General features: G+C 68.0%; 21 protein-coding genes and 2 riboswitches. Of the genes, 11 read left to right on the top strand and 10 right to left on the bottom strand.

Annotated features, from left to right (window positions below; all coding sequences use genetic code 11):
• The first annotated feature begins 62 nt into the window (after nt 1-62).
• The 3 genes from GGR12_RS05705 to GGR12_RS05695 all read left to right on the top strand — a co-directional run bounded on the left by GGR12_RS05705 (nt 63) and on the right by GGR12_RS05695 (nt 1,859).
• Nucleotides 63-407 carry a hypothetical protein gene (locus tag GGR12_RS05705; protein WP_183203384.1) on the top strand — a complete coding sequence of 115 codons (345 nt, stop codon included), beginning with the start codon at nt 63-65 and terminating at the stop codon, nt 405-407.
• The gene (locus tag GGR12_RS05700; RefSeq protein ID WP_343053106.1) at nt 404-1,405 is read left to right on the top strand and encodes a DNA topoisomerase IB; all 1,002 of its coding nucleotides are present in this window, start codon (nt 404-406) and stop codon (nt 1,403-1,405) included. The genes GGR12_RS05705 and GGR12_RS05700 overlap by 4 nt, the downstream gene beginning before the upstream one ends.
• A 67-nt stretch (nt 1,406-1,472) precedes the next feature.
• On the top strand, nt 1,473-1,859 hold the full coding sequence (locus GGR12_RS05695; protein WP_183203383.1) for a hypothetical protein: 387 nt from the start codon (nt 1,473-1,475) through the stop codon (nt 1,857-1,859).
• A 1-nt stretch (nt 1,860) separates the two neighbouring features.
• Here GGR12_RS05695 and GGR12_RS05690 read toward each other — a convergent pair whose 3' ends face one another.
• The 5 genes from GGR12_RS05690 to ispH form a co-directional block, all read right to left on the bottom strand.
• Nucleotides 1,861-2,316 (bottom strand): opioid growth factor receptor-related protein, encoded by a 456-nt coding sequence (locus GGR12_RS05690; protein ID WP_183203382.1) that lies wholly within the window; start codon nt 2,314-2,316, stop codon nt 1,861-1,863.
• 15 nt (nt 2,317-2,331) lie between these two features.
• The gene (tdh, locus tag GGR12_RS05685; RefSeq protein WP_183203381.1) at nt 2,332-3,384 is read right to left on the bottom strand and encodes an L-threonine 3-dehydrogenase; all 1,053 of its coding nucleotides are present in this window, start codon (nt 3,382-3,384) and stop codon (nt 2,332-2,334) included.
• Complete coding sequence (locus GGR12_RS05680) at nt 3,384-4,574, bottom strand: glycine C-acetyltransferase (protein WP_183203380.1); 1,191 nt, start codon at nt 4,572-4,574, stop codon at nt 3,384-3,386. The genes tdh and GGR12_RS05680 overlap by 1 nt, the downstream gene beginning before the upstream one ends.
• Before the next feature lie 46 nt (nt 4,575-4,620).
• Nucleotides 4,621-5,445: a DUF4232 domain-containing protein gene (locus tag GGR12_RS05675; protein ID WP_343053105.1), complete on the bottom strand. Its 825-nt coding sequence runs from the start codon at nt 5,443-5,445 to the stop codon at nt 4,621-4,623.
• Nucleotides 5,446-5,608: 163 nt separating this feature from the next.
• Nucleotides 5,609-6,580: a 4-hydroxy-3-methylbut-2-enyl diphosphate reductase gene (gene ispH / locus GGR12_RS05670; protein ID WP_183203378.1), complete on the bottom strand. Its 972-nt coding sequence runs from the start codon at nt 6,578-6,580 to the stop codon at nt 5,609-5,611.
• Between the two features lie 147 nt (nt 6,581-6,727).
• Between ispH and GGR12_RS05665 the strand changes: the two genes are divergently transcribed.
• From GGR12_RS05665 to GGR12_RS05630, 8 genes are all read left to right on the top strand, one after another.
• Complete coding sequence (locus GGR12_RS05665) at nt 6,728-7,423, top strand: Tat pathway signal sequence domain protein (RefSeq protein ID WP_183203377.1); 696 nt, start codon at nt 6,728-6,730, stop codon at nt 7,421-7,423.
• The gene (argS, locus tag GGR12_RS05660) at nt 7,423-9,225 is read left to right on the top strand and encodes an arginine--tRNA ligase (RefSeq protein ID WP_183203376.1); all 1,803 of its coding nucleotides are present in this window, start codon (nt 7,423-7,425) and stop codon (nt 9,223-9,225) included. Before GGR12_RS05665 ends, argS begins: the two co-directional genes overlap by 1 nt.
• 36 nt (nt 9,226-9,261) lie before the next feature.
• Nucleotides 9,262-10,275: an adenosine deaminase gene (locus tag GGR12_RS05655; RefSeq protein ID WP_183203375.1), complete on the top strand. Its 1,014-nt coding sequence runs from the start codon at nt 9,262-9,264 to the stop codon at nt 10,273-10,275.
• A gap of 29 nt (nt 10,276-10,304) precedes the next feature.
• Nucleotides 10,305-10,402, top strand: a riboswitch (glycine riboswitch).
• Between the two features lie 4 nt (nt 10,403-10,406).
• A riboswitch (glycine riboswitch) is annotated at nt 10,407-10,483 on the top strand.
• Between the two features lie 54 nt (nt 10,484-10,537).
• Nucleotides 10,538-11,653: a glycine cleavage system aminomethyltransferase GcvT gene (gene gcvT, locus GGR12_RS05650; protein WP_183203374.1), complete on the top strand. Its 1,116-nt coding sequence runs from the start codon at nt 10,538-10,540 to the stop codon at nt 11,651-11,653.
• A 10-nt stretch (nt 11,654-11,663) separates the two neighbouring features.
• Nucleotides 11,664-12,029 carry a glycine cleavage system protein GcvH gene (gcvH, locus tag GGR12_RS05645; RefSeq protein ID WP_183203373.1) on the top strand — a complete coding sequence of 122 codons (366 nt, stop codon included), beginning with the start codon at nt 11,664-11,666 and terminating at the stop codon, nt 12,027-12,029.
• A gap of 28 nt (nt 12,030-12,057) precedes the next feature.
• Nucleotides 12,058-13,404, top strand: a complete 1,347-nt coding sequence (gene gcvPA, locus GGR12_RS05640; RefSeq protein ID WP_183203372.1) for an aminomethyl-transferring glycine dehydrogenase subunit GcvPA — start codon at nt 12,058-12,060, stop codon at nt 13,402-13,404.
• Nucleotides 13,405-13,418: 14 nt separating this feature from the next.
• Entirely contained in the window at nt 13,419-15,002 is a 1,584-nt protein-coding gene (gene gcvPB, locus GGR12_RS05635) for an aminomethyl-transferring glycine dehydrogenase subunit GcvPB (RefSeq protein WP_183203371.1), read from the top strand.
• 199 nt (nt 15,003-15,201) lie between these two features.
• The gene (locus GGR12_RS05630; protein ID WP_183203370.1) at nt 15,202-15,678 is read left to right on the top strand and encodes a DUF6789 family protein; all 477 of its coding nucleotides are present in this window, start codon (nt 15,202-15,204) and stop codon (nt 15,676-15,678) included.
• A 74-nt stretch (nt 15,679-15,752) separates the two neighbouring features.
• Here the strand turns inward: GGR12_RS05630 and GGR12_RS05625 are convergent, their stop codons facing one another.
• From GGR12_RS05625 to GGR12_RS05605, 5 genes are all read right to left on the bottom strand, one after another.
• Nucleotides 15,753-16,265, bottom strand: coding sequence for a F0F1 ATP synthase subunit B (locus GGR12_RS05625; protein WP_183203369.1), 513 nt, complete (start codon nt 16,263-16,265; stop codon nt 15,753-15,755).
• Nucleotides 16,265-16,858: a F0F1 ATP synthase subunit B family protein gene (locus GGR12_RS05620; protein ID WP_246328735.1), complete on the bottom strand. Its 594-nt coding sequence runs from the start codon at nt 16,856-16,858 to the stop codon at nt 16,265-16,267. Before GGR12_RS05620 ends, GGR12_RS05625 begins: the two co-directional genes overlap by 1 nt.
• Before the next feature lie 72 nt (nt 16,859-16,930).
• On the bottom strand, nt 16,931-17,155 hold the full coding sequence (locus GGR12_RS05615; protein WP_056451155.1) for a F0F1 ATP synthase subunit C: 225 nt from the start codon (nt 17,153-17,155) through the stop codon (nt 16,931-16,933).
• Between the two features lie 55 nt (nt 17,156-17,210).
• Nucleotides 17,211-17,990 (bottom strand): F0F1 ATP synthase subunit A, encoded by a 780-nt coding sequence (locus GGR12_RS05610; protein ID WP_183203368.1) that lies wholly within the window; start codon nt 17,988-17,990, stop codon nt 17,211-17,213.
• A 7-nt stretch (nt 17,991-17,997) separates the two neighbouring features.
• Nucleotides 17,998-18,360, bottom strand: a complete 363-nt coding sequence (locus tag GGR12_RS05605; protein ID WP_183203367.1) for an AtpZ/AtpI family protein — start codon at nt 18,358-18,360, stop codon at nt 17,998-18,000.
• Nucleotides 18,361-19,084 lie beyond the last annotated feature (724 nt).

Here is a 19,084-nt window from a genome sequence, read left to right as displayed (position 1 = left end):
CAAGGGCCGTCCGGAACCCCAAGCCCGCGGCGTCGTTGCGCAATCCCTGCCGGAGCCCGTAAATGATCGACCACCCTGCCCTTTCGGACGACCGGCGCACGCCGCCGAAGACCGTGGCTGAGGCCGCGCGCCGGGGCCTGGAACTACGCGAGGAGCACGGCCGCGGCGGCACCGACGTCGGCGTGCGCCGGGCCGAGCAACTGATGAACCGCGAGACCGTCAGCGATCGCGACATCAAGTCGATGTACAGCTATTTCGCGCGCCACGCTGTCGACAAGCTGGGCAGGCACTGGTCGGATCCCGCGAAGCCTTCGGCGGGCTACATCGCCTGGCAGCTCTGGGGCGGGGATGCAGGGCGCGACTGGATCAACGATCTGAGGGCCGTCCTGCGCGAGGTGCAGGGGTGACCCTCGCCCCGGACGCCGAAATTCCTGAAGGCCTGACCTGGTGCACTGACGAGGCCGCGGGCCTGTCGCGACGGCGATCGGGCAAGGGCTTCACCTACCTCGACCGGGCGGGCGAGGTCATTCGAGATCCAAAGACGCTGGACCGCATCCGGGCGCTGGCTATCCCGCCCGCCTGGTCGGACGTCTGGATCTGCCCCCGCGCCAGCGGCCACATCCAGGCGATCGGGCGCGACGTGAAGGGGCGCAAGCAGTACCGCTATCACGACGATTGGAGCCGCCATGCGTCGGAGTCCAAATTCGACCGCCTGCCGGATTTCGCCAGCAAGCTGCCCCGACTGAGGAAGCGGATCGACGGCGATCTGGAGACCCGCGGGGTCACGCGCGACAAGGTGTTGGCGACCGCCGTGCGCTTGCTGGAGATCACCCTGATCCGGGTCGGCAACGCTCAGTACGCGCGGCAGAACCGCTCCTACGGCCTGACGACGCTGAACAAGCGTCACCTCGATGTCGACGGAACCGCCCTGACCTTCGCCTTCAAGGGCAAGAGCGGGGTCGAGCATGAGGTCAGGGTGCGCGACCGACGATTGGCGACGGTTGTCCGATCCCTGCGAGAGCTGCCTGGACAGCAGCTGTTCAAATACCGGAGCGCCGACGGCGACCTGTGCGTGATCACCTCCGACGACGTGAACGCCTACATTCGCGACGCGATGGGCGATGGGTTCTCGGCCAAGGATTTCCGCACCTGGGCGGGCACGGTTTCCGTGGCGCGGGCGCTGCGCGAGACGGAGCCTCCAACCTCACCGACCGATGCGAAGCGCAAGATCACCGTCTGCGTGAAGGCCGTCGCCGGATTGCTTGGGAACACCCCGACCGTCTGCCGCTCGTCCTACGTCCATCCGAAGGTGTTCGAGCTTTTCGAGGCGGGCGAACTGCCCGGAGCCCTGCCCGGGCCGGACGCGGCGGGGTTCGAGAAAGCGCTGATCAAGACTTTGACCTAACGCTGTTGTATTTTGATTCCGGGGAGGACGGCGATCACAGGACCGTCCTCAGTCGGAGGGACTGATCTTGTCTATCGCGAATAATTTCATGCGGCTGGGCGTGCTCGCCGCGCTCGTCGGAATGACGCTGGGCGTCTGGATGGGCTCCAGCCAGGACTTCACGCTCAGGCCGGTGCACGCCCACATCAACCTGCTGGGCTTCGCCTCGATGATGCTGTTCGGCTTCTTCTACCGGGCCTACCCGGCGGTGGCCAAAACCCGGCTGGCGATGGCGCATTTCGTTCTGTCGGTGGCGGGCTTCCTGATCTCGATGCCGATGCTGACGCTCATCCTGCTCGGCAAGCCGGTCTTCATGCCGCTGCTTCCGGTGTCGGAAATCATGCTGGTCGGCTCGATGCTGATCTTCGTCGTCATCGTCTTCCAGGCGACGTCCGCGAAGGAAGCGACGGCCTAGGTCAGGCCGTTTCCCAATAGCCGCGGCTGCGGGCGCTCACGGGCGCCCGGGTCGCGGCGACCCGGGCCAGGATGGCGTCCCGGAACGCATCCGCCTCCGCCTCGCCACGCAGCAGCCGCAGCGAGCGGATGATCCGCGTGATGCGCAGGTGGTTGTGGTCGTTGGGCATCAGCCAGTCGTGGGTGGTCGCATAGAACAGCGCCATCCGGTCGGTTGCGGCCGCCATGGCGCATTGGGCCATGGTCGAGGCGCGGATGGCCTCGACGTCGTCTTGCGACAGCACCGGTGAACCGGGCACGGCGGCGGACGGCTCGGTCAGCGGGAACAGCCACTGAATGAAGTCGTGGGTCTGCTCCAGGGCGACATTGTCGAACCCCAGCACGTCGAACAGGGTGCGCCCGCGCGCGTCCGTCCCTTCGCCTTCCAGGAAGGCGAGGATCGAGCCTGACCCCGACATTCCGATTTAAGCCCCCTAGGCCGCCTTGTCCCAATTGAGCACGACCTTGCCCGACTGTCCGGACTTCATCGCCTCGAAGCCCTCCTGATAGCGCTCGTAGCTCATCTGGTGGGTGATCAGCGGCTGCAGATCGAGGCCAGCCTTCAGCAGACCCAGCATCTTGCGCCAGGTGGTGAACATCTCGCGGCCGTAGACGCCCTTGATCGTCAGCGCCTTGAGGATGATCGAGCCCCAGTCGGTCTCCATCGGCCTGGACGGAATGCCAAGCATGGCCAAACCGCCGCCCATGATCAGAGTGTCGACGCACTGTTTGAAGGCGATCGGCGAGCCCGACATCTCCAGCGCCACGTCGAAGCCGACCTTCATGCCCAACTCGGGAATGACGTCGTGCAGATCCTCGCGCAGCGTGTTCACCGTGCGCACGCCCGGCGCGACCTTGTGGGCCAGCTCGAGGCGGAAGTCGTTGATGTCGGTCAGCACGACGGTGCGGGCGCCGGCCTGGCGCGCGACGGCGGCGGCCATGATGCCGATCGGACCGGCGCCGGTGACCAGCACGTCCTCGCCCAGCAGATCGAACTGCTGCGCCGTGTGCACGGCGTTGCCGAACGGGTCGAGGATCGAGCCGATCTCGTAGGGCACGTCGTCGGGCAGCTCGATGACGTTGAAGGCCGGGGCCACGACGTATTCAGCGAAGGCGCCCTGACGGTTCACGCCGATGCCGCGGGTGTCGGGGTCGAGGTGGAAGTGGCCGGCGCGGGCGGCTTCCGAGTTCAGGTCGATGACGTGCCCTTCAGCCGAGACGCGCTGGCCGACCTTCAGGCGACGGTCGACATCCTTGCCGATGGCGACGATCTCGCCCGAGAACTCGTGGCCCGTGATCATCGGCACGGGCACGTTCTTCTGGGACCACTCGTCCCAGTTCCAGATGTGGATGTCGGTGCCGCAGACGGCGGTGCGCTTGACCTTGATCAGCACGTCCTCGTCGCCGGCGACCGGGATTGGAGCGTCGATCAGTTCGAGGCCCACGCCGGGCTTGGTCTTGGCCAGGGCCTTCATCATGTCCGCCATCAGATAACTCCCAGTTCCTTGCCGGCCGTCGTGAACGCCGCGACCACTTGATCAATCTGTTCGAAGGTATGCGCCGCCGACATCTGGGTGCGGATGCGCGCCTGCCCGCGGGGCACCACGGGGAAGCTGAAGCCGATGACGTAGACGCCGAGCTCCAGCAGGCGGGCGGCCATGTCCTGTGCCAGCTTGGCGTCACCCAGCATCACCGGAATGATCGGGTGCTCGCCCGGCTGCAAGGTGAAGCCGGCCTCGGTCATGGCGGCGCGATAGCGGGCGGCGTTGGCGAACAGCTGCTTGCGCAGCGCGTCCCCCTCCTCGCCGGCGGCGATGCGGATGGCCTCCAGCGACGAGCCGCAGACGGCGGGGCTCAATGCGTTGGAGAAGAGGTACGGCCGGGCGCGCTGCTTCAGAAGGGCCACGACGTTCGCCTTCGCGCAGATGAAGCCGCCCATGGCGCCGCCCAGGGCCTTGCCGAAGGTGCCGGTGACGAAGTCGACCTCAACGCCGTTCCAGGCGTAGGAGCCGCGCCCCTGCGGGCCGAGGAAGCCGGTGGCGTGGCAGTCGTCGACCATGATCAGGGCCGAGTACTTGTCCGCCAGCGCCCGGATGTCCTTCAGCTTCGCGATGTAGCCGTCCATCGAGAAGGCGCCGTCGGTGGCGATGATGATCTCCTTGGCGCCGTCAGCCCGGGCCTGCTTCAGCTGGGCTTCCAGGTCGGCCATGTCCGAGGTGGCGAAGCGGTAGCGCTTGGCCTTGCACAGCCGGACGCCGTCGATGATCGAGGCGTGGTTCAGGCTGTCGGAAATGATCGCGTCCTCGGCTCCGAACAGCGGCTCGAAGATGCCGCCGTTGGCGTCGAAGGCGGCGGCGAACAGGATGGTGTCCTCGAAACCGAGGTAGTCGGCGATGGCCCGCTCCAGCTCCTTGTGGATCTCCAGCGTGCCGCAGATGAAGCGGACGGAGGCCGTGCCCGCGCCCCACTTCTCCTGCGCCTTGATTCCCGCCTGGGTCACCCGCTCATCGCCGGCGAGGCCGAGGTAGTTGTTGGCGCAGAAGTTGAGCACGTCGCGCCCGCCGACCTTGATCACCGGCCCCTGTCGGGACGCGATGACCCGTTCCGGCTTGGTCAGGCCCTGGGCGTCGATGTCGGCGAGTTCCGCGGAGACACGGTCATAGAAGGTCGCTGTCATGCGCGCTCCGCTACGCCGTTTCCGCTCCGGTTTGAACCCCCGAGCTTCAGGTTGCCGCAGACGCGGGCGGAGGCGTCGGTTCGGCCACCGGACGGAACGGGCTGACGTTCACCCGGCCGCCACACGGCGTGAAGGTCTGGTCCAGCGAGACCGGCGAGGTGTCGCCCGGCGCCGTGACCCGGATACGGACCGCCGAGGGACAGGTCGTCTCGCCCTGCCCTTCGTTCGGCACGACGTTCCAGGCGATGTCGAAGAAGGCCTTGGCCTGCGGCGCCAGGTTCACGGGCGTCGGGGCCTGGTTCTGGCGGAAGTAGCTGCCGAGGCTCTGTTCGCTGCGGATGGCGGTCAGGTTGCGACCCTGCCGATCCTGCAGAACCACGCCGGGATAGCCGGTCAGGCTGCAGGGCTGGGCGCCGATGTTCTGGACGCCGATGGTCGACACGCGGTTGCCGGCGCCGGCGTCGCCGCCCTCAGCCGAGAGGCGCAGCTGGGGCCCGCGGCAGGGGGCGGAGGCGGGCAGCACGCCGCCGGACGCGGGCTGGGGCACAGGGACCGGGCCGGTCGGAACCGGGCCGGGCGATGGCCGGCTGCAGCGCTCAAGTACGGCGGAGCCGACGTCCTCATTCGGCCCCAGGCGGCTGAGGGTGGCGCTTTCGGTTCCGTCGCGGTTGGCGGTCCACCATTCCAGGCCCGAGCCGACGTAGCGCGCGCCGGAGCCGGTCTGGGCGGTGCGCAGAGTGAAGGCTTGTCCCTTGTACGTCAGCTGGGCCGTCGAGGTGTCGGGATAGGCCACCGTGATCGACTGCCCGCTTTCGCAAGCATAGCTGACCGGCGGCGTCACCGGCGCGGCTGTAGCGGGCGACGGGGTCACCGGCGCCGGCGGCGATTCGGCTTCCGGGGAGCAAGCCGCGGCAGCGAGGGCGAGGCAGGCAACAACCGTACAGGCAGGCGTCAGGCGCATGAGAAGCTTCCCGTTCTGGTCGCAGCATTAACGCGAGCGAACGGCAAAGGCTCCGCTTGTGCAAGGCCCGCCGTCAGGCGGTAAGCACCCGCGGCAGCTTGAAGGTCACGGTCTCCCGCTCACCGTCATCCTCGACCACCTGGGCGTCGAAGCGGTCGCAAACCGCCTGGACCAGGTCCTCGATCAGCCGCTCGGGGGCGGAGGCGCCGGCGGTGATGCCGAGGGTCGAGACGCCGTCCAGCCAGCTCCAGTCGACATGGCCGGCGTCATCCACCAGCCGGGCGTCACGGGCGCCGGCCCGCAGCGCCACCTCGACCAGCCGGGCGGAGTTGGACGAGTTCTTCGAACCGATGACCAGAACCAGCTCGCTCACCGCGCCCAGCCGCTTGACCGCTTCCTGTCGGTTGGTGGTGGCGTAACAGATGTCTTCCTTGTGCGGGTCAGGCAGCTCGGGGAACCGCCGCTTCAGGGTGGCGAGAATCTCGGCGGTGTCGTCGACCGACAGGGTGGTCTGGGTCGCATAGGCCAGCGGCGCCTCGCCCGGGCGCTGGAAGGCCTCGGCGTCCTCGACCGTCTCGACCAGCGAGATCGCATCGGCCGGCAGCTGACCCATGGTGCCCACGACCTCGGGGTGGCCGGCATGGCCGATCAGGATGATGTGGCGACCGGCGGCGTGATGCCGCTCGGCCTCGACGTGAACCTTTGACACCAGCGGGCAGGTGGCGTCGAGGAACAGCATCTCGCGCGCCCGGGCCGTCGCCGGCACCGACTTCGGCACGCCGTGCGCCGAGAAGACCACCGGGCGGTCGTCCGGGCAGTCGTCCAGTTCCTTGACGAACACCGCGCCCATCGACTTCAGGCGATCGACCACGTGCCGGTTATGCACGATCTCATGGCGCACATAGACGGGCGCGCCGAACTTCTCGAGCGCGCGCTCGACGATCTGGATGGCGCGATCGACGCCGGCGCAGAACCCGCGCGGGGTGGCGAGTCGTACGGTCAGCGGACGCTTTTCGGCCGGTCGGATCGGCTGGTGGACAGTCATGCTGCAAACCTAGTCGCCCCGAGCCCGCGCCGCCACCGTCGTTTCCTCTCGCGCGGGTTTGCCGCGCCTCCGTTTAGCCGCTATCAGCGGCAAGCGTGCTGACGGCGTCGGGCTGTCGCCGCCTCCTCGTTTCCGGAAGAGCATTTGATGCGTCGCGTCCTCAAGGTTTCCCTGGCTTCGGCTCTGGTCGCCGCCACCCTGTCGGTCGGCATTGCCTCCACGGCCAGCGCACAGGCCTATCCGACCGGCCGGCCGGGGCAGCAGCAGCAGCCCGGACAGGCGACCGCCGACCAGCAGCAGGCTCCGGCCGCACCGCGCATCGCGCCGCTGCGCCGCCGCGCCGCCGCCGGCCCCTGCCCCTATGTGAAGATTCTCTACGACGCCGCCCGCTATGTCGAACTGACCGGCGATCGGGTCACGGCCTCCAACGTCGGCTTCACCGGCGAGATCGAAGGCCTGAGCTCGGATTGCGGCTATCAGTTCGACGAGCCGATCACCGTCGAGACCCGTCTGCTCTTCAACCTGGGCCGCGGGCCGCAGGCGCAGGGCGACCAGCACACCTACCGCTACTGGGTCGCCGTCACCGAGCGGAACCGCGCGGTTCTCGACAAGGTCTATTTCGACCTGCCGGTGACCTTCGAGAACGGCGCCCAGACTGCGACGGTCACCCAGGAGCAGCGCATCGTGATCCCGCGCGCCGACGCCACCACCAGCGGCGACAATTTTGAAATCCTGGTCGGCTTCGACGTGACCCCGGCCATGGCCGAGTTCAACCGTTCGGGCAGCCGCTTCCGCGTCAACGCGGGCGCGCAACAGCCCACCACCCAGCCGCCGGCCCAGTAATGACCGATCTGAGAACGGAACTGGGCGAAGCGGTCGGGGCCGCCTTCGCCGCCGAAGGCGTGGACGCGTCGCTTGCGCGCGTCACGGCATCCGACCGGCCCGACCTGGCCGACTTCCAGTCGAACGGAGCCCTGGCCGCCGCCAAGGCGCTGAAGGCGAATCCGCGCGAACTGGCCGCGAAGATCGCCGCCCGGCTCGAAGGTGATCCGCGTCTGGCCTCGGTCGAGATCGCCGGCCCGGGCTTCATCAATCTGAAGGTCGCCGACGCCGCCCTGGCCGCGCGCGCCGCCGAGGTCGCCGCCGACGCCGACCACTCGGGCGCCGCCCTGGTGGCAGCGCCGCGCAAGGTGGTCATCGACTACGCCGGCCCGAACGTGGCCAAGCCGATGCACGTCGGCCACCTGCGCTCGTCGATCATCGGCGAGAGCCTGAAGCGCCTGTACCGCTTCCGCGGCGACCAGGTCTGGGGCGACGCCCACTTCGGCGACTGGGGCTTCCAGATGGGCCTGCTGATCACCGCCGTGGGCGATGAGGGCCAAGCCGACGCCTTCATGGTCGAGGGCGACGGCCCCTTCCCGGCCGAGAGCCCGGTCGCGCTGGAAGACCTCGAGCGCCTCTATCCGGCCGCCGCCGCCAAGGCCAAGGAAGACGCCGCCTTCCGCGACCGCGCCCGGAAGGCGACGGCCGAGCTGCAGGGCGGCCGCCCGGGCTACCGCGCGCTGTGGAAGCATATGCACGACGTCTCGATGAAGGCGTTGCAGCGCGAGTTCACCGCCCTGGGCGTGACCTTCGACCTGTGGAACGGCGAATCCGACGCGGATCCCCTGATCCCGGGCATGGTCGAGGAGCTGAAGGCCAAGGGCCTTCTGGTCGAGGACGCCGGCGCCCAGGTGGTGCACGTCGCCAGGCCGGGCGAGACCCGCAAGAAGAAGCTGGCCGACGGCTCGGTGATCGAGGCCCCCAGCCCGCCGCCGCTGCTGGTCATCTCGTCGGAAGGCTCGGCCATGTACGGCACGACCGACCTGGCCACGATCAAGCAGCGCCGCCGCGACCAGGATTTCGACCTCGTCCTCTATGTCGTCGACGAGCGTCAGGCCGAGCATTTCGAACAGGTGTTCCGCGGCGCCTATCTGGCCGGCTACGCCGCCGAGGGCCAGCTGGACCACCTCGGCTTCGGCACCATGAACGGCCCGGACGGCAAGCCTTTCAAGACCCGCGCGGGCGGCGTGCTGAAGCTGCACGACCTGATCAGCCAGGCCACCGACAAGGCGCGCGAGCGCCTGCATGAGGCCAAGCTGGGCGAGGCCCTGCCCGAGGCCGAGTTCGAGGACATCGCCCGCAAGGTCGCCGTCGCGGCGCTGAAGTTCGCTGATCTGTCGAACGCCCGGACCACCAGCTACATCTTCGACCTCGACCGCTTCATGAGCTTCGAGGGCAAGACCGGCCCCTACCTGCTGTACCAGGCGGTGCGGATCAAATCCTTGCTGCGCAAGGCCGCGGACCAGGGCGCCGACTTCGCCCCCGTGGTCATCGCCGAGCCGGCCGAACGCGACCTGGCCCTGACGCTGGACGCCTTCTCGCAGGCCGTTGCCGAGGCCTACGACAAGAAGATGCCGCACGTGGTGGCCGAGCACGCCTACCGCCTGGCCCAGTCGTTCTCGAAATTCTACGCCGCCTGCCCGGTGCTGATCGCCCCGGACGAGGCGACGAAGGGTTCGCGGCTGGCGCTGTCAAAAGCGGCGCTGGATCAGCTGGAGACCGCCCTGCGCCTGCTGGGAATCGACACACCGGAGCGGATGTAGGTTAAGCTCCGGCCCTGAACACGGGGACGATCGAACATGTCGCTGGACGCCTACATCGCCGGCCTGCCCAAGGCGGAGCTGCACCTGCACATCGAGGGCAGCCTCGAGCCCGAGCTGATGTTCGAACTGGCCCAGCGCAACGGCGTGTCCATTCCCTTCGACAGCGTCGAGGCGGTGCGTGCGGCCTACGACTTCTCGAACCTGCAGGACTTCCTGGACATCTATTACGCCGGGGCCAACGTGCTGCAGACCGAGGCGGACTTCCACGACCTGGCCATGGCCTATTTCCGGCGCGCGGCGGCGGACAACGTCCGGCACGCCGAGATCTTCTTCGACCCGCAGACGCATACCGACCGGGGCATCCCGTTCGGCGTGGTGGCCGAGGGCCTGCTGGCCGGGATGAAGCGGGCGGAGACCGAACTGGGCGTCACCTCAAAGCTGATCCTGTGCTTCCTGCGGCATCTCGACGAGCACGCCGCCTTCGAGACCCTGCATCAGGCCGAGCCGTGGCTGGGCAAGATCGCGGGCGTGGGACTGGACTCGTCCGAGGTCGGCCATCCGCCGTCGAAGTTCGAACGGGTGTTCGCCCGCGCCGGCGAACTGGGGTTGAAGCGCGTCGCCCACGCCGGTGAGGAAGGCCCGCCGGAGTATGTCTATGAGGCGTTGGACCTGCTGCACATCGACCGCATGGACCACGGCAACCGCTCGATGGAGGACGAGGCCCTGATCAAGCGGCTGGCGGCGTCGCAGATGACCCTGACCGTCTGCCCGCTGTCGAACCTGAAGCTCTGCGTGGTCAAGGACCTGAAGGATCACCCGGTGCCCGAGATGCTGCGCCGGGGCATCCATGTGACCCTGAACTCGGACGACCCGGCCTATTTCGGCGGCTATGTGAACGACAACTATCGCCGCCTGGCCGAGGCCGTGGGCCTGACCCGCGAGCAGGTCACGCAGATGGCGATCAACAGCTTCGAGGGGTCATTCCTTTCGCCGACCGAAAAGGCCGCCCGGATCGCCGAAGTGGACGCCTGGGCCGCCGCCCACGCTTGACTCCACGGCGGAGTCGGGGCCTAGGTCCCGGCGCTCTCGCGGGAGAGATCGGAGCCTCTTCGGAGGATCCGGAGCCGAAGGCGCAACCGCCCCGGAAACGCTCAGGCAAACGGACCGCGAGGACATTCGGACGCTGGAAAGTCGCCCCGCAGGGCGCGCCGACGGAGCAAGGTCGAAAGGCCGGAATCTCTCAGGCTTCAGGACAGCGGGGGCGCGACGACGGCGGAGCTTCCGCTGCAACACGCGACCGCGAGAGTCTGAGATGACCGACGAAACCCTGAAGACCACGCCCCTCAACGCCGCGCATCGCGCCGCCGGCGCCCGCATGGTCGGGTTCGGCGGCTATGACATGCCGGTGCAGTACGAAGGCGTGCTGGCCGAGCATCGCTGGACCCGCGAGCACGCCGGCCTGTTCGACGTCTCCCACATGGGCCAGTGCAAGATCACCGGCGACGACGCCATCGCCCAGTTCGAGCGCTTCGTGCCCGGCGACTATGAGATCCTGAAGACCGGCAAGCAGAAGTATTCGCTGCTGCTGAACGCCGAGGGCGGCATCATGGACGACCTGATGGCCGGCAAGCCCGACCATGACGGCCTCTATGTGGTGGTCAACGCCGGCAACAAGGACGCCGACTTCGCCTTCCTGCAGGCCAATCTGGCCGGCGACGCCAAACTGACCATCCTGGCCGACCGCGCCCTGCTGGCCATCCAGGGGCCGGAAGCCGCCGAGGTCATGGCCCAGCACGAGCCGCTGCTGGCCGAGATGGGCTTCATGGAATGCGCCCGGCTGATGCTGTTCGGCTGCGACTGCTTCATCTCGCGCTCGGGCTACACCGGCGAGGACGGCTACGAGATCTCCGTGCCGGCCGACCAGGCCGAGCGCGTCTGGAACACCCTGCTGCAGGACGCCCGCGTCAAGCCGATCGGCCTGGGCGCCCGCGACAGCCTGCGCCTGGAAGCCGGCCTGCCGCTGCACGGCCACGACATCGACGCCTCGACCAGCCCGGTCGAAGGCGCGCTTACGTTCGCCCTGTCCAAGTCGCGCAAGGAACGCGCCGACTTCAACGGCGCCGACCGCGTGCTCAAGGAACTGGCCGACGGCCCGTCGCGCATCCGCGTCGGCCTGAGCGTCAAGGAAGGCGCCCCGGCGCGCGAAGGCGCAGAGATCGCCGACGCTGACGGAAACATCATCGGCAATGTCACCTCGGGCGGCCCGTCGCCGACCCTGGGCCGCAACATCGCCATGGGCTACGTGCCGCCGGCCTTCGCCGGGCTGGGCACAGAGCTGAAGGTCGTGGTGCGCGGCAAGCCCGCCGCCGCCGAAGTCATCGCCACCCCGTTCGTGGCGCAACGCTATTACCGCAAACCCAAGGCCTGAGGATCAGACCATGAAGTTCACCAAGGATCACGAGTGGGTCAGCCTCGACGGTGACATCGCCACCGTCGGCATCTCCAAGCACGCCGCCGACGCCCTGGGCGACGTGGTGTTCGTCGAGACCCCGGACGCCGGCAAGACCGTCGCCCAGGGCGACAGCTTCGCCGTCGTCGAGAGCGTGAAGGCGGCTTCGGACGTCTACGCCCCCGTGTCGGGCGAAGTGGTCGAAGGCAACGCCGCCCTCGCCTCCGCCCCGGAAACCGTCAACGCCGACCCGGAAGGCGAAGGCTGGTTCGCCAAGATCAAGATCTCGGACGCATCGCAGCTCGACGCCCTGATGGACCGCGCCGCCTACGACGCTTTCCTGGCCACCCTGTAAGCCCTCTTACGCACGGACCTCCCCTGCCATGCGCTACCTCCCGCTGACCCCCGACGACCGCGCCGCCATGCTGACGGCCATCGGCGCCAAGTCGATTGACGATCTGTTTGTGGACGTTCCCGAAGCGGCGCGCCGCGAAGGCTTCGTCGACCTGCCCCGCGTAGCAGGCGAGCTGGAGGTGGAGCGCGCCCTGTCGGCCATGGCCGGCAAGAACGCGGCAGCGGGCTCCGTGCCCTTCTTCTGCGGCGCGGGCGCCTACAAGCATCACGTGCCGGCGACGGTGGACCACGTGATCCAGCGGTCGGAGTTCCTGACCAGCTACACGCCCTACCAGCCGGAAATCGCCCAGGGCACGCTGCAGTACCTGTACGAGTTCCAGACCCAGGTCGCGAACCTGACCGGCATGCCGGTGGCCAACGCCTCGCTCTATGACGGCTCGACCGCCATGGCCGAGGGCGTGCTGATGGCCACCCGCGTGACCCGCCGCAACAAGGCGGTGATCTCGGGCGGGGTGCACCCGCACTACGTCCGCGCCACCGAGACCGTGGTGCACGCGGTCGGCGTCGAGACAGAGGCCCTGGCCGCCGCGGTCGACGCCGAGGCCGCCGTCATCGACGCGATCGACAAGGACACGGCCTGCGTCGTCGTCCAGACCCCGAACGTGTTCGGCACCGCCACGGACGTGACGAAGATCGCGGAGGCGGCCCACGCCGCGGGCGCCCTGCTGATCGTCGTGGTCACCGAGGCCGTGTCGATGGGACTGCTGAAGTCGCCGGGCGAAATGGGGGCCGACATCGTCGCCGCCGAGGGCCAGTCGATCGGCAACGCCCTGAACTTCGGCGGACCCTACGTCGGCCTGTTCGCCTGCCGCGAAAAGCTGATCCGCCAGATGCCGGGCCGCCTGACCGGCGAGACCGTCGACGCCGACGGCGAACGCGGCTTCGTGCTGACCCTGTCGACCCGCGAGCAGCACATCCGCCGCGACAAGGCGACCTCGAACATCTGCACCAACTCGGGTCTGTGCACCCTGGCCTTCACCATCCACATGAGCCTGCTGGGCGAGACGGGGCTGCGCAAGCTGGCCCTGCTGAACCACGAGAAGGCCCTGGCCACGCGCGACGCCCTGGCGGCGATCCCGGGCGTGGAAGTGCTGACCCCGCGCTTCTTCAACGAGTTCGCGATCAAGCTGCCGAAGAACGCCGCCGAGGTGGTCGACACCCTGGCGGCCCACCACGTGCTGGCGGGCGTGCCCTACAGCCGCCTGGCCCCGGAAGCGGGCATGGACGACGTCCTGCTGGTGGCGGCGACCGAGACCACCCTGGATCACGACATCAAGTTCCTTGCGGGCGCGCTCCGCAAGGTTCTGGCGGCCTGAGCGGAGACGGACCAATGAGCAGCATGAACTCCGTCGGCCGTCCGACCGCCCCGTCGCCGCACCAGCCGACCCACGACTACAAGCACCCCACCCTGACCGGCGGCCGCGGCCTGCTGCAGGACGAACACCTGATCTTCGAGAGCGACGGCTGGGGCAAGACCGGCGTCGATCTGCCGGAGCCGAAGACCGACGGTTCGGACCTCGGCGACCTGGTGCGCAAGGATCCGATCGGCCTGCCCGGCCTGTCGGAGCCCGAGACCATGCGCCACTACGTGCGCCTGTCGCAGAAGAACCACGCCATCGACCTGGCCATCTATCCGCTCGGGTCGTGCACGATGAAGCACAACCCGCGCCTCAACGAGAAGATGGCGCGCCTGCCGGGCTTCTCGGACATCCACCCGCTGCAGCCGGTCTCGACCGTGCAGGGCGCGCTGGAGCTGATGGACCAGCTGGCCCACTGGCTGAAGACCCTGACCGGCATGCCGGCCGTGGCCCTGTCGCCCAAGGCGGGAGCGCATGGCGAGCTGTGCGGCCTGATGGCCATCCGCGCCGCGCATGAGGCCAAGGGCGAGCACGAGCAGCGCCGCAAGGTGCTGGTCCCGACCTCGGCCCACGGCACCAATCCGGCCACCGCCGCCTTCGTCGGCTATTCGGTGGTCGAGGTCGCCCAGACCGACGATGGCCGCGTCGACGTGGCCGACCTGGCCGCCAAGCTGGGTCCGGACGTGGCCGCCATCATGGTGACCAATCCGAACACCTGCGGCCTGTTCGAGCGCGACATCCTCGAGATCAGCCGCCTGACCCACGCGGCGGGCGCCTACTTCTACTGCGACGGCGCCAACTTCAACGCCATCGTCGGCCGGGTGCGCCCGGGCGACCTGGGCGTCGACGCCATGCACATCAACCTGCACAAGACCTTCTCGACCCCGCACGGCGGCGGCGGGCCGGGCGCGGGTCCGGTGGTGCTGTCGGAGGCCCTGGCTCCCTTCGCACCGGCCCCGTGGGTCGTGCACGACGCCAATGGCTACCGTCTGGTCGAGCGTGAGGAAGACGAGGCCGCCCAGGCCTTCGGCCGCCTGTGCGCCTTCCAGGGCCAGATGGGGATGTACGTCCGCGCCCTCAGCTACATGATGAGCCACGGCTCGGACGGCCTGCGCCAGGTGGCCGAGGACGCCGTCCTGAACGCCAACTACATCAAGGCCCGCCTGTCGGACCTGATGAGCCCGGCCTTCCCGGACGGTCCGTGCATGCACGAGGCCCTGTTCGACGACGAATGGCTGAAGGGCACGGAGATCACCACGCTCGACTTCGCCAAGGCGATGATCGACGAGGGCTTCCACCCGATGACCATGTATTTCCCGCTGGTCGTCCACGGGGCCATGCTGATCGAGCCGACCGAGACGGAGTCGAAGCAGGAGTTGGATCGCTTCATCGAGGCGATGCGTCTGCTGGCCCAGGCCGCGAAGGCCGGGGACGTCGACCGCTTCAAGGGCGCCCCGTTCCACGCGCCGCTGCGGCGTCTGGACGAGACCCGCGCGGCCCGCTCGCCGGTGCTGCGCTGGACCGCCCCGGAAGGTTCGAACATCGCGGCGGAATAGACCGACGCGCGCCCTCCTCCGCGCCGCCCAGGCGACGGGGGAGGCCGTGTTCCGGTGTGAAAACGGGACAGCCTTCTCGCAGCCGCGAAGCACGGCATCGTGAACCCCACCTCCCCCAACAGGCGTATGCTGGTTTTGCGTAATCAGAACCAGAAGAAGCGTTTGGGAGGCGCTACAGGTCATGAGGTCACGCGTACAAATGGGTTTGGCCGCCGGGTTCGCGGCCACGATCGCCGTCTCGATCCTGGAGGTGGCGAATGTAGTGTTGGGCCCATGGGCGGTCAGCTTCCCCCGGCTGCTCTCCTACGTCCTCCAGTCGCCGGACAATGTCGCGGTCGGCTGGATCGCCCACCTCGTCGTAGGCACGTTGGTGCTCGGACCGCTATTCGCGGTACTCTGTCCACGGCTGCCGACTGACACGGCGGAGTCCAAGGGCATCCTGTTCGCCGTGGGCGCCTTCATCATCATGGGCCTGACGGTCGCTCCGATGGCGGGCGTAGGCGTCTTCTTCATGAAGGCGGGCTTCGGCACCTTCGCCTGGATGGTCGCCACCCACGCGGTGTTCGGTCTCGTGCTCGGCAACGTCTACGGACGTCTGGCGGGTCACAGCAAGGAAGGCCACGACCTGATCTACGGCGCCAATGGTCACCACCGGCACGGTCCATACCACGCCTGAGGAGATCCTCTCTGAAACGACGAAGGCCCCGCTGGAAACAGCGGGGCCTTTGTTCTTTCAGCCGTGCGGCCCGACTAGTTCAGGCGCGTGCCCATCTGGGCGATGGCGGCGTCGAGGAGCGGGTCGCTCTTCTGGCCGGCCAGGCGGGCGGCGAGGATTTGCTCGGCGGCCTTGGCGGCGAGGTCGGCGGCGGCCGACTTCACTTCCGCGGCGGCCTGGGCTTCGGCCTGGGCGATGCGACGCTCGGCCAGCGCCTGACGGCGGGCGAGGGTCTCTTCCAGCTTGACCCTCGACTCTTCCTCGAGACGACGGGCGTCGGCCTCGGCGGTCTTGAGCATTTCGGCGGCCTGGGCTTCAGCCTCGGCCTTCTCGGCGCGGATCTGGGCCAGCAGGGCCTCGGCTTCCGAACGCAGGCGGGCGGCCTCGTCCAGTTCCGACTGGATCTTGGCGGCCTTGGCGTCGAGATGGCCGCCGACCAGCTTCGGCACGCCGGCGAAGGCGACGATGACGAAGAAGACGATCAGGCCGATGGCGACCCAGAGTTCCGGGTTGGCCAGGTCGTAGAGGTGGGGGTTGAAGAATTCCATCAGGCGGCGCCCTTCACGGCGGCGGTGGCTTCGGCGGCCGAAGGCGCCTTGCCGGTAAGACGTTCGACAATGGCCGCGGCCGTGTCCGAAGCGATGGACGAGACGTTGGTCATGGCGGCGTCGCGGGTTTTGGCGATGGCGGCCTCAGCCTCGGCGATGCGGGCGGAGACGGTCGCTTCTTCCGCGGCGGCGCGGGCGTTGGCTTCCTCGGTCACGCGAGCCTTGGCCGCGGCGGCCGTGGCGCGCGAGGCGGCGCGAGCCTCCTCGACTTCACGCTTGGCGGCGGCGGCCTGGTCGGCGGCTTCGGCCTGAACCTGACGGGCGGTGTTGACCGCCGTCGAGATGGTCGAGGCGCGCTCGTCGAACACGCGGCGCATGCGCGGCGCGAAGACCTTCGAGATCAGGAAGTAGAGAACTGCGAACAGGAAGATCAGATAAACGATCTGACCAAACCAGTGCTGGAACTCGAACTGGGGCAGGCCGCCGGACTCGTGTTCACCGCCGTGGGCGGCTTCGGTCGTGGCGTGCGTGTCCGCGACGGCCACCGGGGTGGTCGCGTCTTCGGGCATGACGGGCTGGGCTTGAACGGTCATCGATCGCCTGGGGGAGAGGTCTGGAGAAGCGTCAGCCGGCGGCGCGGATCATCCGCGCCGCCGAACAGGCGATTACGAGATCCAGATCAGGATGCCCATGACGAAGGCGAGGATGCCCAGGGCTTCAGCCAGGGCGGCGCCGACGAACAGGTTGCCGATTTGCGAGCCGGCGGCCGACGGGTTGCGCAGGGCGCCCGACAGGAAGTTGCCGAAGATGTTGCCGACGCCGATGCCGGCGCCGATCATGCCGCACATCGCGATGCCGGCGCCAATGAGCTTAGCGGCTTGAGGATCCATGGTCTTAAGTCCTGTTGGTCTAGGTTGGTTGGGTTGGAACTGACTGGTCCGGCCCTTAGTGGGCGTGGTCCAGGTTGACCACATCGTTGAGGTAGATGCAGGTCAGAACGGCGAAAACGAAGGCCTGAAGGAAGGCCACGAGGAACTCGAGCGCGGTCAGGCCGATGGTAATGCCCAGCGCCAGCGGGAAGATCAGCACGCCGAACCAGCCGGCGGCGCCGATGACCGCGGTGGCCACGAAGCCGGCGAACACCTTCAGGGCGATGTGGCCGCCCATCATGTTGCCGAACAGACGAAGGGTGAGGGTCAGCGGGCGGAGCAGGAACGAGAAGAACTCGATCAGGCCGACGATCGGGCGCATCAGCAGCGGAGCGCCGGTCGGCCAGAACAGCTTCAGGAAGTTGGCGCCGTTCTTCACGATGCCGACGATCACGACCAGGCCGAAGGTGATGACGCCGAAGGTGGCGGTCACGGCGAGCTGCGAGGTGGCGGTGAAGCTGAGGAACATGCCCAGCAGGTTCATGCCGAGGATGAAGGTGAAGATCGTGAAGACGAACGGGAAATACTTCTTGCCGTCGTGACCGATGATCGACTCCGTCAGGCCGTCGATCATGCCGAACAGGGTCTCGCCCACGGCCTGCAGACGGCCCGGAACGACCTTGGCGCCGTTGGTGACGAGCGTCAGGAAGAGGACCACGATCAGGAAGCCGATGGTCATCGCGAGGTGCGAATTGGTGAAGGCCAGATGCACCGTACCGACGACCGGCAGCGTGACTTCACCGAAGTCGAGGCCCGGCAGAGGCGTAACCTGAAACTGATGTAGCGGATCGGCCATCGGGCGATCAGGCTCCCTGGTCTTCGTCGTCATCGAAGGGAACCGACTTCGGCTCCCCATGCTTGTTGGCTTCGGCCATCAGACGTTGCGCCGTGCGCCACGCCATCCACACCGAAATGGCGAAGCCCAGCAGGACTCCGCCGATAATTCCCACCGGCGAGGTGCCGGCGAAGTGGTCGACCGCCCAACCGATCGCGAGGCCGACAAAAACCCCGCCGAACAGATCGGCGATGATCTTCCAGGCCTGACTGGCCGCCGCCTGACCCGCCATCTCGTGAGAGATTTGCGGAGTCGTGCGCGCCTCCAGATCAGATGCGCTCTTGTTGAGACGAGCGATCGCCTCTTCGCGCGATTCCGGTGGCAGGGACATAGCGGCCTCAGCGCTCCGACACGAATGCCGGAGGGGGTCTGAATTCGGCGCGGAACCTATAGGCGCGCCCCCCGCAGGTCAAGGCGGCTCAGGATTGCTTTAGAACATTGAAAATGCGCACGATTGTTTCTTCGTTTCGGAGGCGTGGCGAACGGTCGCTGCCTGGAGCGGAGGATTCGCGCTTTTCCGTCGTCCGGCGTGACGCGGACACGCGCATTCATCCCCGCCGGAGAGGCTCCGGCAAAGGTCGGGGAAGGCGCGGGGCGTCCGGGCCTCGCCCGGAATGCTTTGTGTTTTACCGTTTCGACGAGGTGGACGCCCCGCGTGGTCGTTGGTTTCGCGCGCCCTCCGGCTGGCGGCCCTGTTAGAGCCTTGACGGATCTCCGCCGCCGCCATTGCTGGAAGCGACGTGGGTGGGACATCGGCTGAGCCAGCGGTCCGCACCTTCGATGCGCGGCGAGCAAGCGGACAGCATCCATCGCTGTCCGACGAGGACCCCCGGACTACCCTTCGCCCGGGCTTCATCGCTCGACCACACCCCGTCGTCGTCGAGGCGCTGGATCCGACGCCCTCCCCATCGACGGGATGCCGGCATTATCGCCGCGGCGGATACCTCGCTGCGTAGAGGGAATTTAGCTGGGGGAAGTCAGCGGGTTGGCGAAAAGAGTTCGGGAATAGCCAGCAGATTCACCTCCCCATCGCCCCCGAGGCGATGGGGAGGACA

This window comes from Brevundimonas lenta (genome assembly GCF_014196335.1).
Classification (GTDB): Bacteria; Pseudomonadota; Alphaproteobacteria; order Caulobacterales; family Caulobacteraceae; genus Brevundimonas; species Brevundimonas lenta.
The sequence above is the reverse complement of the archived record's forward strand: the minus strand, read 5'-3'. Positions and strand labels throughout refer to the sequence as shown.

What these genes read in the sequence shown, in the direction of transcription:
- GGR12_RS05705 (WP_183203384.1), top strand. Translation starts at nt 63, where the DNA reads ATGATCGACCACCCTGCCCTTTCGGACGACCGGCGCACGCCGCCGAAG.
- GGR12_RS05690 (WP_183203382.1), bottom strand. Translation starts at nt 2,316, where the DNA reads ATGTCGGGGTCAGGCTCGATCCTCGCCTTCCTGGAAGGCGAAGGGACG.
- tdh (WP_183203381.1), bottom strand. Translation starts at nt 3,384, where the DNA reads ATGGCGGACATGATGAAGGCCCTGGCCAAGACCAAGCCCGGCGTGGGC.
- GGR12_RS05680 (WP_183203380.1), bottom strand. Translation starts at nt 4,574, where the DNA reads ATGACAGCGACCTTCTATGACCGTGTCTCCGCGGAACTCGCCGACATC.
- ispH (WP_183203378.1), bottom strand. Translation starts at nt 6,580, where the DNA reads ATGACTGTCCACCAGCCGATCCGACCGGCCGAAAAGCGTCCGCTGACC.
- GGR12_RS05665 (WP_183203377.1), top strand. Translation starts at nt 6,728, where the DNA reads ATGCGTCGCGTCCTCAAGGTTTCCCTGGCTTCGGCTCTGGTCGCCGCC.
- argS (WP_183203376.1), top strand. Translation starts at nt 7,423, where the DNA reads ATGACCGATCTGAGAACGGAACTGGGCGAAGCGGTCGGGGCCGCCTTC.
- GGR12_RS05655 (WP_183203375.1), top strand. Translation starts at nt 9,262, where the DNA reads ATGTCGCTGGACGCCTACATCGCCGGCCTGCCCAAGGCGGAGCTGCAC.
- gcvT (WP_183203374.1), top strand. Translation starts at nt 10,538, where the DNA reads ATGACCGACGAAACCCTGAAGACCACGCCCCTCAACGCCGCGCATCGC.
- gcvH (WP_183203373.1), top strand. Translation starts at nt 11,664, where the DNA reads ATGAAGTTCACCAAGGATCACGAGTGGGTCAGCCTCGACGGTGACATC.
- gcvPA (WP_183203372.1), top strand. Translation starts at nt 12,058, where the DNA reads ATGCGCTACCTCCCGCTGACCCCCGACGACCGCGCCGCCATGCTGACG.
- gcvPB (WP_183203371.1), top strand. Translation starts at nt 13,419, where the DNA reads ATGAGCAGCATGAACTCCGTCGGCCGTCCGACCGCCCCGTCGCCGCAC.
- GGR12_RS05630 (WP_183203370.1), top strand. Translation starts at nt 15,202, where the DNA reads ATGGGTTTGGCCGCCGGGTTCGCGGCCACGATCGCCGTCTCGATCCTG.
- GGR12_RS05625 (WP_183203369.1), bottom strand. Translation starts at nt 16,265, where the DNA reads ATGGAATTCTTCAACCCCCACCTCTACGACCTGGCCAACCCGGAACTC.
- GGR12_RS05620 (WP_246328735.1), bottom strand. Translation starts at nt 16,858, where the DNA reads ATGACCGTTCAAGCCCAGCCCGTCATGCCCGAAGACGCGACCACCCCG.
- GGR12_RS05615 (WP_056451155.1), bottom strand. Translation starts at nt 17,155, where the DNA reads ATGGATCCTCAAGCCGCTAAGCTCATTGGCGCCGGCATCGCGATGTGC.
- GGR12_RS05610 (WP_183203368.1), bottom strand. Translation starts at nt 17,990, where the DNA reads ATGGCCGATCCGCTACATCAGTTTCAGGTTACGCCTCTGCCGGGCCTC.
- GGR12_RS05605 (WP_183203367.1), bottom strand. Translation starts at nt 18,360, where the DNA reads ATGTCCCTGCCACCGGAATCGCGCGAAGAGGCGATCGCTCGTCTCAAC.